This window comes from Limosilactobacillus reuteri, assembly GCF_020785355.1.
In the GTDB taxonomy this organism is placed as follows: Bacteria; Bacillota; Bacilli; order Lactobacillales; family Lactobacillaceae; genus Limosilactobacillus; species Limosilactobacillus reuteri_I.
In genome coordinates, this window is the sequence record NZ_JAJGVH010000063.1 from 50,692 (window position 1) to 64,378 (window position 13,687).

At 35.8% G+C, this 13,687-nt stretch carries 9 protein-coding genes; 2 read left to right on the forward strand and 7 right to left on the reverse strand.

All coding sequences use genetic code 11. From position 1 onward, the window contains the following. Window positions 1–3 precede the first annotated feature (3 nt). The 7 genes from LMB56_RS03150 to LMB56_RS03180 all read right to left on the reverse strand — a co-directional run bounded on the left by LMB56_RS03150 (window position 4) and on the right by LMB56_RS03180 (window position 9,856). Window positions 4–678, reverse strand: a complete 675-nt coding sequence (locus LMB56_RS03150) for a Crp/Fnr family transcriptional regulator (protein ID WP_228342029.1) — start codon at window positions 676–678, stop codon at window positions 4–6. A gap of 294 nt (window positions 679–972) precedes the next feature. Next, window positions 973–2,067 (reverse strand): AAA family ATPase, encoded by a 1,095-nt coding sequence (locus LMB56_RS03155; RefSeq protein ID WP_228342030.1) that lies wholly within the window; start codon window positions 2,065–2,067, stop codon window positions 973–975. 423 nt (window positions 2,068–2,490) lie between these two features. Continuing rightward, window positions 2,491–3,363, reverse strand: coding sequence for a TrmH family RNA methyltransferase (locus LMB56_RS03160; protein ID WP_229283429.1), 873 nt, complete (start codon window positions 3,361–3,363; stop codon window positions 2,491–2,493). 70 nt (window positions 3,364–3,433) lie between these two features. Next, window positions 3,434–4,672 carry an L-lactate MFS transporter gene (locus tag LMB56_RS03165; RefSeq protein WP_229283428.1) on the reverse strand — a complete coding sequence of 413 codons (1,239 nt, stop codon included), beginning with the start codon at window positions 4,670–4,672 and terminating at the stop codon, window positions 3,434–3,436. Window positions 4,673–5,055: 383 nt separating this feature from the next. Next, complete coding sequence (locus LMB56_RS03170) at window positions 5,056–6,303, reverse strand: tyrosine-type recombinase/integrase (protein ID WP_229283427.1); 1,248 nt, start codon at window positions 6,301–6,303, stop codon at window positions 5,056–5,058. Continuing rightward, entirely contained in the window at window positions 6,300–6,506 is a 207-nt protein-coding gene (locus tag LMB56_RS03175; protein ID WP_229283426.1) for a DUF3173 family protein, read from the reverse strand. The genes LMB56_RS03170 and LMB56_RS03175 overlap by 4 nt, the downstream gene beginning before the upstream one ends. A 14-nt stretch (window positions 6,507–6,520) precedes the next feature. Further along, complete coding sequence (locus LMB56_RS03180; protein WP_229283425.1) at window positions 6,521–9,856, reverse strand: hypothetical protein; 3,336 nt, start codon at window positions 9,854–9,856, stop codon at window positions 6,521–6,523. A gap of 630 nt (window positions 9,857–10,486) precedes the next feature. On the opposite strand from LMB56_RS03180, the gene LMB56_RS03185 reads away from it, so the two are divergent. Both LMB56_RS03185 and LMB56_RS03190 read left to right on the forward strand, forming a co-directional pair. After that, a complete protein-coding gene (locus tag LMB56_RS03185; protein WP_035153542.1) occupies window positions 10,487–11,089 on the forward strand; it encodes a recombinase family protein in 603 nt (200 codons plus the stop codon). Window positions 11,090–12,051: 962 nt separating this feature from the next. Beyond that, window positions 12,052–13,687: IS1182 family transposase (locus LMB56_RS03190; RefSeq protein ID WP_229283424.1), on the forward strand; the 1,636-nt coding region annotated here is incomplete at its 3' end.

A 13,687-nucleotide genomic window follows, 5' to 3' on the forward strand; every position in this document is an offset into this window, starting at 1 on the left:
TAATTAATCCTCCGTTTCCACAATCTGTTGCAAGGTTTGAAAGTCGGTGATTTTAATAATTGAGCGATTAATTTGAATTACATTAATATCAGCTAACTTCTTCAAGACACGATTTATATTCCGATATGAGGTATCAACTTCATATGTGATCCTTTCCCGGGTAATTGGAATATGTTCATGGGCACAATAAAGCAGAAACAATCCAATTTGCTGTAGTGCAGAGTGCATACTGTAACGCTCCATCCGTTTTGTGAGATGGTAAATCTGTTCGGAAAGATTATGAATCAGCCTATCAGCAAAACGATGATCTCTGTGTGACCACTCAACAAAATCGCTATTCCGAATACTTAGAACCGTAATTGGTGAAATATTGATAATTGATGCACTGTAAGGACGATTGATAATTGCTTCTTGTTCGCCCAGAAACATCCCAGAATCATAAACGTCCAAAACCACCTGTTTCCCACTAGGTGAATTCAAAAAAACTTTCACCCGCCCATTAACAAGTAAATAGGTGTTTTGATAACTCTCTCCTTGATGTAGAACAAACTGTTTTGTATCAAATTTTTTCACTTCCATTTGTTCAATAATGTTTAGTGGTGCTGTTTTTACTAGCTGGCGAACCCGCTCGTTTGAATTAATTGCTTTGTATACTTCATTAATATTCAAGAGTATCACCCTCACTCTTTATCACTATTATATTGGTTAGCGCTTACAATTTTCTATGTCACTTGTCTCTTAATATACATGAAAATTGGGATTTTGCTATCTCAAAGTGAGATTTTGAGGACATTTGTCTTGGAAACAAAAAAACAAACCAACCTTTAAAAGGGCACTATCTGTCCATTTAAAGAATGGTTTGTGAGTTAAGCGATTTTATTCAGTTAATGTTCTAATTACTTTGGCTGGCACACCTGCAAGTAAGCTAATAAAACTAATTGCTCATTAAAGCAACTTCATTTTATATAACCTTTACTCGAGACCATAAAAGTAAATTGAGTCGGGATCTTGCGTTGCCCGAATAAATTCGTTAAAAAATGGCAAAATATACTGAACATGCCCATATGATCCTGGTCGTACAAGATGCCGTGCAATTGCTCTCCTACGATATTGGGATGCATATGAAGGAGTAACGTCCAGTTGTTGAGCCACTTCTTTTAATCTTTTATTCCCCAGAACTGCTATCAAATATTTTTGATCCATTTCAGATAAATCAGAAAAAATCTTATTATACGCATTATCGAACAATCGCATTTTGTATATATCCGTAACGCTTGATAGCTTTTCTAGTGAAAATTGGCCATTTTCTTTTTCCATTTCTCCAAATGCTAAATATCCTAAAAGTTGAAAACCATATGAATATCCCTTTACCATTTGAGTCATTTTTTGTGCTAACGCCATATTACAATGGAATACTCTCTCATACGCTAAGGCCATATTACTATTTTGCAGAGGGGTCATAACCTCCTTTTCTGATCGAAGGAGAAAAGTAAGCTTATTTTCATTTTGAACATCCATAATTAGGTCCGGAAGTCCTGTCATAAGAACAAAAATAGGAAAACCATGCCGTTTTAATTCATTAAATATTTGCGCAAAACTACGAATAGGTTGACTATTATCTACTTCATCAATTACTACCAATACATAATGGTTATTTTTTTGAACATTCTCCATCATTTTTTTGGCGACTTCAGCGGTTTTATTCCCATCTTGCACTTTATTGAAATTAAAACTTAAATCTTTGAAATTAATAGATTTTAGTCCTAATTCCTCTACTAGCTGTTGTAATTTTGTTTTACTGATCTTTCCTAACTGATCAATAAAACTGTTTAATAAACTCTCATCATTAACTAAATCGATACAAAAGCAATTTTTGTCCTTATTTAATTCATGCTCTACTTGAGTCATAAATGATGTTTTTCCTGATCCACGAACGCCAGTTATGAAAAAAGATCGTGCAAAATCACTCTCCTTAATTGTGGTAACTAATTTAGCAGCACGTTCATCAGTGTCTAAATAAATCTTAGGAACATCTCCAAAGGTTGGATTAAACGGATTTTTAGCCATATTTGCTCTCCTCCTTTTTATTTTAGAACTTTTTAGAACTCTATTTTTATTTTAGAACTTTTTAGAACTTTTTGCCAACACTAGCGTCCAAAATAAAACGTCCCTCAATGATTAATTTCATTAAAGGACGAAATAATTTATTATTTTTGCAAGCAGAAATATCCTGTTGGTGATTCACCAACTTCAATCCGCAACAATTTTAGCAAATATTTCTGAGAAAGGAGAAAAGATTGATGTTCGTAAAACATTATTAGTTGAAATTACAATTATAGTTATCTAGATTGGAGAATATTGATTAGTTGCGAGCTCACTTGTCGATCTCTCCGTTAAGTTACTCCATGCTCCAGAAGCTACTTTGTTCTTGTACTTTTCCGTTACCCTACACTTCACTTCGACACTAAATTGCTACTCAAGTTGGGGCAATTATTTAACTTTTCGATTACCCAATTCCCAAAAAGCGAGGGCCGAGGCAGCCGCCACATTTAAGGAATCAACGCCCGTAGCCATCGGGATCTTAATTGTAAAATCACTCTGCGTAATTGTCTCTTCTCTTAATCCTGGACCTTCTGAACCAAGGATAATTGCTAGTCTATCTACCTCAGCTAATTGAGGATCATCAATATCAACCGTGTTATGACGGAGAGCCATCGCGGCTGTTTTATACCCAAACCGATGAAGAAGATCAATTCCTTCCGACCGCCAAGCTTTAGCATCAACATAGGTCCATGGTACTTGGAAAACCGTTCCCATAGCTACTCGTGATGCTCGTCGGTAAAGGGGATCTGCTGAGTCACTCGTTACAATTACTCCATCAATTCCGAGAGCTGCGGCCGAGCGAAAAATTGCCCCAATGTTGGTGGGATTAACAACACTTTCCAGGATTGCGATACGCGGATGATCACTGGGCATAGTAGCTAAAAAGTTATCTAGACTTGGCCGCTCGACTCGGTGCATAGCCGCTAATGCTCCGCGTAAGAGATTATAACCCCCACCAGCCAATTGCCGAAGTAATTTACTATTGACTACGTAGATTGGCGTTTGTTCTAATCCCCTAGTTTGGTTAATTGCCATCTCATGATCCAAATCAGCCAAGTCGCGCTCTAGTTCCTTTTCTTCTATTAAAAGAGACGCTGGCCGATAGCCTGCTCGCAAAGCACGTTCAATTACTTTGGGACTTTCCGCAATAAATAAACCCGGATTAGGTTCAAGGGCATGAAAAAGTTGCGCTTCATTAAGCCGCATATAGGGATCTAAGTCTGATCCTGTGAGATCTGTAAGAAAAATTAAATTATGCATGTTGAATTTACCTTATCTTTAAAACTGAATTAGTTTAGTATACTCTTATTTTCGATCTTTTTCATGACAACTATTTTGTAACGAGCTTCGTTTGCCGATGAGTAACAAAATCACGTTGAATCAAAAGAGAAACAATCATTGCTAAGGTATCAATAATTATGAAAACAATTAAGGTAACGTAGTAATTGTGGAGAACCTGGTGCGTGTAAGAAAGAAGAAGTGGTCCCACCATCCCGGCAATTGCCCAGGCAGTTAAGATATAGCCATGAATAGCCCCGAGTTCTTTTGTCCCAAAGACATCACCAAGATATGCCGGAATCACAGAGAATCCAGCTCCATAACAAGACATTAGTAAGCACAATGCTAATGCAAAGATAAATGGTGTCTTAAATAATAGAAGGACAAAGAGCATCATAATATCAAGAACAAAAATCAGACTATAGGTAAGTGGTCGACCAATAAAGTCCGATAAAGTTGCCCATGCTAGCCGACCAAAACCATTAAATAGGCCAATAATACCAACCATTACGGCAGCCGCACTCGCTGTCATTGTCGTCATGTCCTGGGCCATTGGTGAAGCAGCCGAAACCAGGCCAATTCCGGTAGTGATATTAATAAAAAACATAATCCACAGGAAGGCAAATGTCCGTGTTCGCAAAGCCTGATTAGCAGTTAATTCGCGACCAGTCAAACTTATCCGTTCAGCATTCTTAGCAATTGCTGGAGGGAGTTCGTGTGATCGTGGCTTTTTGATAAATTGGGCAGCAATCAGCATTACAACAAAATAAAAGCCCCCGAGAATGTAGAAGGTATTTACAACGCCAACGTTCGCCATTAAACTTTGTGCAATCGGTCCCGTAAGCATTGCTGCAAAACCAAAGCCCATAATTGCTAAACCAGTAGCTAATCCTCGCTTATCAGGAAACCAGCGCACGATAGTAGAAACCGGAGTCACATATCCTGATCCTAATCCTAAACCACCAATTACCCCATATGCGACATATAACAACCATAATTGATGGGACTGAATTGCTAATCCCGTTAAGGCAATGCCACTTCCATAGCAAATGCTCGAAATAGTTCCAGTAGCTGTTGGTCCAAATTTTTCTACTAAACGCCCCATAAAGGCCGCTGACATCCCCAAGCAAAAGATAGCTAAGCTAAATGCAAACGATACTGAAGTTTCCTTCCAACCAGTATAACTAGAGATTGGTTTGGTAAATACACTCCATGCATAGACACTACCGATCATCAAATGCAGAATTACTCCTGCAATAGCTACTCCATAACGATTTCTTGTTTTTGGCATCTCCACTACTCCTTTTCCGCACTAATTACGAACTTTAATGTAAAATTAACTACATAAGTTCGTCTATTTAAAAATATCATAGAGTAACTAACTTAGCAACAAGCAAAAAACGAACGATCTAATTTATCGCTGGTATTTATTACTAGTTTAAAATTTACCTTTAATAGCAAAAAAACACCCAGCTTTTACACTGGATGCTTCCCATTGGCAAATATGTTGTTTTTAATTGAGCTGACTTAGTTTTAAAACTACCAAAATACCGTTATACCGCGTCTCCAACTCTAAGTAACATTACAATTCTACTCGTATTCAATTGTAGAGGCTCTTGATATACCAACTTTTATACACTGTATTATGTGTCTTGGTAGACTTTTGGTAGACAGCTATATTTCTACATATTGATTACCAGCAAAATTTACTAGTGAGTGTTTAGGGTGTTCTATATTACCAACTGCTCCATTTAACTGATCGGCTACAGTACGATTTCGTCCACGCCAGAGTTGAGAATAATATTTTAAGGTAGTTGTTGGCTTAGCGTGTCCCAAACGTTGCGACACTGCAAGAATATCTACATTATATTTATTAATTAGCAGGCAGGCATGAGAAGTTCTTAGTTCTTTAGCTTGAATTCTGTGTACATTTGCCAAATCAGCATAACGATTAACAATGTTATTAACTGTTGAACGATGTAATGGTTCATCAGTAATACTCAGTACATAATGATCTTTCCCTTTCTGAGGTAAATTATCAAGCTGAATATTTTGCCACCATTTTAGAAGATCAACTAAATCTTTAGGAATATCAATTGTCCTCATTCCACTAGCTGTTTTTGTGTAATCTTTACGCTTCTTTTCTGGATCTTTAGTGTTAGTTAATGTATGACTAACTTTAATATATTTATCTTTTAAATTAATATCGGACCACCATAGGGCTAATGCTTCAGAAACACGCATGCCCGTAAAGTAGTAAAGATTTAACATTACATAAGCTAAAGCACCTTCAATATCGCCTAAATAACATTTAGAAATTACCTTCTTAAATTCTTCAAGCGTCCAGTAATGGATAACGTGATGTCCTTTAGATATAGCTCCGGTCGCATTCTTTATACGCGACGGATTTCGCGACAAATAATCCAGGTCTACTGCACTATCTAAAAGTTGTCGAAAAAGCCCATATACTAACGATGCATACCCTTGAGAATAACCTTTCTTATCGGAAAGAAGCCAATTTCGGAAATTTAAACAATCTACTGGTTGAATTTGATTTAACTTTTTGTTTCCAAACCACGTTAAAATCATCTCAAAGACTGGTTCTCGAGAAATCCAAGTACTTTCTTCTACTTCGCCTTTATAAGTAGGTTTATAGACCTTTTTATAAAATTCTAGCATCGTGGCATTGGCTGAGTTTGTTGTAAATTGCCCATCATGATATTCTTTTTTTATTCGCTCTGCTTCGTTATAAGCATCTCTTGCTGTCTTGAAATGATTACCTTGACGATCGCGAAAAGTTTTCTTAATTTTACGTTTACCTGTTAAAGGATCTTTTCCTAAATAAACACTAACATAGTAACGACCTTTTCTCCCATTTTTATCATTTTCTTTGTATACGGATTGATATTTTGTTGCTGTCACTTATGATCCTCACTCTCTAAAGGGATACCTAAGATAACATCCTCAATGATAGCTCTGGGTGCTACTTGTAGTCTTGGATTAGCCCAATATTTCTTTCCATTTTTGACCATAGCTTGTCGCGCAGTATGTAATATATTTTTAGCTTGATTCGGTTTAAAACCCATTTTTTCTAATTCTTGTTTAGTAACTACAGACTTTACCATTGTAATCATTCCTTTTAGCATTCATATTTTTTTAAGCTTTGTTCCCAAGATTCTTTTATAACAACCAGAGGATTAATAAACTTATTTTTTGAACGCTTCACTGACTGCTTGAATCCGGAAAAAGTCTTATACCTATTTAGAAACATATCGGTATAAATTGCTTTCAAATCATATTTTTCTTCATACTTAGCCAAGTACCTTAAAAGCACTTTCCATTTATAATCCAACTGATAATTAGTAATTAAATTCAGATAATTATTTCCCTTTAACGGAACATCATCCTTTATCCATGCAATTTGATAACCAGTGCGGGTACGGGCTAAATGATTATCCAGTTCAAGAAAGGCATAAGCATATTTAGTATTAAACAATGGGAACAGCTGACCGTAAGGCTTCATGCCTTCTTTAAACGTCTCTGCTTCTTCTACAGTTTGGAAAGGCTCTGTGTTGTAATATCCGAAGCCGTCACCATTATCATGGAAGCTTACTGGCTTACTTGTGAAATCAAACGATAGCGACTGATACGTTGGTTGTTGCCACTCCGATAATAAATGCTTATTATCCACGCGGTGTTTCATATCGGTTAGGCTTGAAAGGCGATGTTGATCAACCTTAATAGTAGTAATATCGTTAATCAAATCATGGTAAATGCTTTCTGATAATACGTTTTTAATACCCGCCAGCGCCTGGATTCTGCCATCAAGAGTAAAGTTAAAACGAGTCCCTATATTAACTAAAGTAGTATCCTTAGAAAATTCTTTCGTATCATTCTCCAACTTGGATTTGAACTCAAAAAATTGGCCGTTAAAGTACTTATCATTAACCGTGACCCACTGCTCTGGAGCATTCTCTTGGATTGCATTAACAATTTCGTCCTTATCCAGTGGTTGGTTACCTGCCCAGATGAAACCATCCGTTGTTACTGAAGGGATTAAATTATTGGGATATATCTTATCAAGAAGATTCATCAAAAAATTAACTTGGTATTCAGCTATGGATGTGTATTGCATTGCAATAAGTGGGTTTGCAGATTTAGATATTGGTACATAGTAACTATTATCAGCACCGAAAGACTTTGAGGTTCTGGGTTTAAGCCCTTGACCAGTTTTCCCATAACCGTCATTGCCGAATTTTTTAAAAAGTGCCTGTTCCGCAGACTTACTTCCATACTTTTGTTTAGCCATATTACGATGTTTAAGTGTCCAATCCTGAGCTTTACCAGATGGGCATATATTAACTAACTTACCATCTAGCTGTTTCTGTACGGGAATAATCAATCGATGAATGTAAATTTCAGCGTTGTGATTATTAACAAGGTCAATTACTTTAGTTAGTGTTAAAAGCGATCTATTGTGTTCAAGTACATAACGCGGCGTAGCGTTTTTAATTTCTGCTTTCATGCCCACTGGTGCTCGTTTTGTATCTTTAGGTAACGTATAGTCGACATCCGCTACTCCAACTGTGAATACACCATTAGGGAATTTTGGCAACTTGTGAAGAAAGTGCTTTTTGTTCCAATTTGTGTCGTCAATTAAAGGAGGAACATCTAGTCTCAAATCCGGAATAAGGTGGCCTGCATTCACATAGCTAGACTTAAGATCTATGTCATAAATGTATGGCATTTTTATGATTCCAGGGTTGTAGCAGAGATTTTGGCCACCCATATATGCCTTAACAGCCATCGGGAATGCCTGATTATATGCATTATCTGCCTGCAAAGTGGTCATATCATGCACGCCTTTTTCGTGCTTAGCACTATAATTATTGGTTTCCGTGAAGAAATAACCATTGTGGGTTCCAAAGAAGTTAACTTTTTTCGCCATCCAGTAAAATGGATCAACTTTCAACAACTTATATTTATTTCCTACCTTATCGTAGTAATCCTGATACACAGATTTTTCCCACAAGTAATTAACGAGTTCATCGCAAGCTAACAGTTCATTAGATTTCTTTCTCTTAAATTGATAGGCAAGCGTATTAAAGGATGATACTATCTCATCACTTATCTTGAGCGTAGGTTTATAGTGCCTAATTTTCTTGTTTTCATCAAGTAAATCTTCAACTTTTAACTTAGGATTAAGGTCATAAAGCTTTTCGAAATTAATTTTCTGCATCAAATTATCGGTATCAAGTAATTGAATAGGTTGACCATTATGATCCAATTTAATAACAATTGAACCACGCGCTAGAAATGAGTCTAACTTCTTTATTAACATTTGATGTTTATCGCGAACGCTTTTTCGTTTAATATTTTTATCGGTACTTCTTACCTTAACCATAAGATCTTCCCACGCCTTTTCATCATTAGCGGGTATTTGATCATATTGTTCTGGCCGTAAATATTGTTCCAATTGATCTCCAAAAATTTTCCCAGCTAATTTATCTACCTGATGACGGCTATATGGCAGCTCTAAAAAATGCAATGTTAGCTGATCAGATAATCCCGTTGATGTTGCAGGAATATACATCTGCTTTAACAATCCATCATTATATGCGCTTTGTTCAATCCGTAAAAAGAAGCCAAGGTACTTAAGCGTAATCTCTGCATCAGTCATTGCGTATCTTTGATAGTCTTCAGGACGTGCTTTTAGTAGTTCACGCATATGAGTCTTATAATAGCCTTGGGGCTTGCCATCTTCTTTATCCCAGAGTGTTGTGTCAATCTTAGGCTGCTTGACCATTTCACCAAGCTCTTTAAGTCCACCTTGTGGACTTAAAGCCATCATATCACGGTACTGCAGCATTACTGGTACTTTACGGTGCCGATCTGGGCTCACGATTTCTGTCGTGAACGGCTGGGTGAAGAATGCGTGTTGATATAATGTAATTACATTTGCATCGTTCTTACCGTTATCCAAATATTTATTCCAATCAGCATATGCTGACACGTCAACGCCACCAAAGTACCCAGCGATTAAAATCGGAGGAATTCGTGTCGAAAAGAGATTCTTCTTAAGAACTTCAGTCGATTTCCCCAGTTTCTTAGCATAGCTTTTAACTTCTGTATCAGAATACTTCAGCTTATAGCCAATGTCATTTAAATACTGTTTTATTACGCTGAGAAGGTCCCAAAAGCAAAAAGGCTTGTCGTCCTTTTTGCGATAAAGGATATAACCAATCACAGGATAGCCCGGCAATTTAGCCACATATTGATGAGAGATGATGCTCTCCTGCTCACGAGTTCCAACCTCATCTGTTGAATAAACTGGTGACTCCCACTCGCTGTCATCTGCTAAATACAGTTGGTCCAATATCTTATTTTTAAACTCATCAAAGATTGCTAAATTAGGATTCTTTTGTACGGCTTTAGAGTACAGCACTTGCTTATAAGTTCTACTAATAAATTGCATAAAAAATGTTCCTCCTGAATTACGTTCTAACAATCAGAAGGCTACAGGTGCAATTTGATTTGCTCCTTGAATACGGTTAAAATAAACTTAGTAATGTATCTGCCAATACATTACTTGTTCTGACTGCTAAGAACACATTTTTAAGTACACAGTAATGGGCTAAGAATTCGGTTAGTACTAGTCCATTACTTTTTTTGCAAAAAATCATACTTTCTTTTAAATCAGTTATTCATTACATTAATAAACCTCCAAACATTTGAACAAAAAAAGCCTTTTCTAATCATCAACAATTAGAAAAGGCTTTTTTGTTCATACTTATTACATATTAATAATAAATAATAAGACAATTAAAAAAGCGAACTAATTGTGGTATAACGAATCAGACGCACTATTTAATTATTTTATCAGTAGTAGCTGTTAACTACTCACTGACTCTTTCTTATTATCTTAATCTTATCATTTATTATTAATATCTTATCAACAACAATAATATCATTAAAATTTTATTTGTCAACAATATTTTTTATTTTTTTGTATCAATTGAGTGTACCTCATAGCTACAGACAGAGTTATACTGTCATCAACAATTATAGTGTCACATTTAATGTAACAAAATTGAAGGTGAAATTAATGGCTTTAATATTCTATGCTCGTGTCAGTAGCAAAGATCAGAATCTAGAAAGACAACTATATCGAGCTAAGCAAGTGAATGCTGATAAAGTTTTCCAAGACAAGAAAAGTGGAAAGAATACAGAACGTACTGGTCTCAAAGAAATGCTTAACTATATTAGAGAAGAAGATACTGTAGAGGTAGTCAGCCTAGATAGATTGAGTAGAAATTATAATGATATTAAAAAGATGGTTCAATTATTTAAGGACAAAAAGGTCAAGCTATTGGTTGATGATCTACCAGTTACGTATACAGGAAATGATTTAGTTGATAATTTTCTCCTTGATATGATGATTAGTCTTATGGGATTTGTTGCTGAAAATGAACGACAAAAAATTCGAGAACGGCAAAGACAAGGTATTGAACGTGCAAAACAAAATGGTAAATATAGAGGTAGAACTAAAAAATATGCACCTAATTCTACAAATAGAGAAGGTAGGCTAGTCTATCAAGGAATTGTAAATGATTACCAAACTAATAATTATAAAACTAAAGTTCAACTTGCTAAAAAGTATGGAGTTTCAAGACAACAATTATATAGAATCCTCAATGATATTAACTAAAAAACAAGTACTAACACACATTATGGAATTACCCATTAGCACTGGATTTGTGATTTACTCTTAGGTGTTGATATATTATGGTCTGAGTGCGTTGATAACCTCACACAAATTAATAAAGAATGTGGGCAGTCATTGCGTACTTTTTTTTTAGGAACTTTATACATATTTGTGAACAACAAATAAGTTAGAAATATTATCTCATCATAGAATTAGTATTAATGCACTTTGGACAATCTGTATTTTTTTAATTGCCAGTTGAGTGAGATAGGCAATAAGTACCATTTAAATTTCTGGGTATATTATGATCTAAGTACTTTTTTCCACCATTACAAATAATAAATAAACAATCATTAACACATCATGGGTATACCCACTAATGCTAGCTCATGTGATCTAGCCATAAATGCTAATACATCAAGGTTTATATTGTTTGTTTAGTCCCTCACTCTTATTAACATTGCGGGTATATTATCAACAAAATAACTTAACTTTTTTAATTACAAGATTATTTGGTAAACATTGACTACCAGTTAGATTATTTACCATCTCAATTAACATTGATGAATAGTTACAATCTACCACCACCTAGCAATTTTTTTATAACCAAATACCCAAACTCATCCTACCGCACCTAATTATTAAATGCGGGGGGGGAAGTAGGTGAATAATTAGCAGGGCATTAATCTAACAACTTTTATAGCCAAATCACAGTCCTATTTATAATAGGCATCACCATGATGCAACAGATGCTGATAGTTAATATACATATTTAACTGTATTCTTTTTTTATTTCATTCTTAAAAGGGGCTGTGACATAAGTCCCTAATAATAAACGGAGTTGGATGAAATCTTCGGATTTCATTCAGCTCCGTTTTCCTTTAAAATATAGATATATTGACAAAAGAAAAAGACATCGACTGACCCTCGATGCCTTCAATACCCTCGAAAGGATATACATAATAATGCAGAATAATTATAACATTAATCAACTTACTTTGGCTATGGCAACTGACTATCAACCTGAAGAAAATCATCCAGCTTATTATATCCATCAACTGGTCGAAAGCTTGGCAATTTCTAAGCCTAATATTATGGGACGACCACGTGAATATGATCCGAGAATGCTTTTGAAATTAGTCCTACTGGCCTATAGTTACGGCATTGTTTCTTGTCGAAAAATCGAAAGATTTGCTCGAGAAAACATTGTCGCAATGTGGTTAAACCAAGAACAACGCCCCACTTATCGAACAATTGCTAGATTTATCGTTTCCAAAGAACTGACAGAAATGATTCAAGCTAGTTTTAAAGATTTCCATGATTATCTTCAAAAGGCTGGATTGATTGATGAGGCTTCTTTTATTGACGGTACTAAAATTCTTGCTAATGCTAATAAGTATTCCTTCGTATGGAAGAAGCGTACTATCAAATATAGTGATTTGAATGTTGTCAAAGCACGAAAGTTAATTAGTGAGATGCATGAGGAAGTCAAAGTAGATGCTAACTTGGACGATTTTCAAATCGATGAATTAGATACTACGATTGCACTGTTAGAACAACGAATTGAAGAACTAAATAAGCGGGTAGAAGAAACCGCTAGGGTTTCGCCTAATCCCGCAAAGCAAGAGCGCCGCCATGCTAAAAAATACCTTCGTGCATTAGATCATTGTCGTCAGAAAAATATCGAGTACAAAGCTCAAGTAGCCACCGCTGGTAAACGTAATAGCTATTCTAAAACTGATCATGATGCAACCTTCATGCGCTTAAAGGAAGATCCAATGCGTAACGGTCAAACAAAACCTGCATATAATCTTCAGATCATGACTAACTCACAGTTCGTACTTGGCTATGATCTCCTACAAAATCCAACTGACACTCGAACACTAATCCCATTTCTTAAACATCTTGATCAAAACGGCGTTTTGGGTAAAGAAATAGTAGCTGATGCTGGCTATGGTTCTGAACGTAATTATAAATATATTGAAGATGAGTTACCTGATTGTACGGCTCTCATTCCCTACAGCACAATGCTTAGAGAGAACAGTCGTAAGTGGAAGTCTGATGATCACAAAGTGATGAATTGGGAATATCATGCTAAGGATGATTATTATATCAATCCGGTTGGTGTTCGCTTTAACTTTAAACGTTACGCTTACCGCAATGATAAGTATGGATTTCACCGTGACTTCAAAGTATATCAAGCAGAAAAATACGATGAAAATCATCAAATTAATCCTAAAGCATTAACGCCACATGGCAATACCAAGTACATCATGGTAAATCCACAATGGGAGTATTTTAAAGCCAAAGCACGAAAGTCGCTTTCAAGTTCCAATACTTATTCACGTCGTAAGTACGATGTTGAAACAGTTTTTGGTAATTTGAAGGCTTATTTGGGATTCACGAGATTCACGGTACGTGGCCTCAAGAAAGTCAAAAAGCAAATTGGAGTCGCCTTAATGGCATTAAATATGAAGAAATTGGCCGGAAGGCCGTCCAATTTCCTAGGTAAAAAATCAAAAAGGAAAGAGCCATTCGAAAATTTTTTCAATTTCCGAATGGCTCTTCTTAATTTAGAGACTTATGTCACAGTCCCTTTTT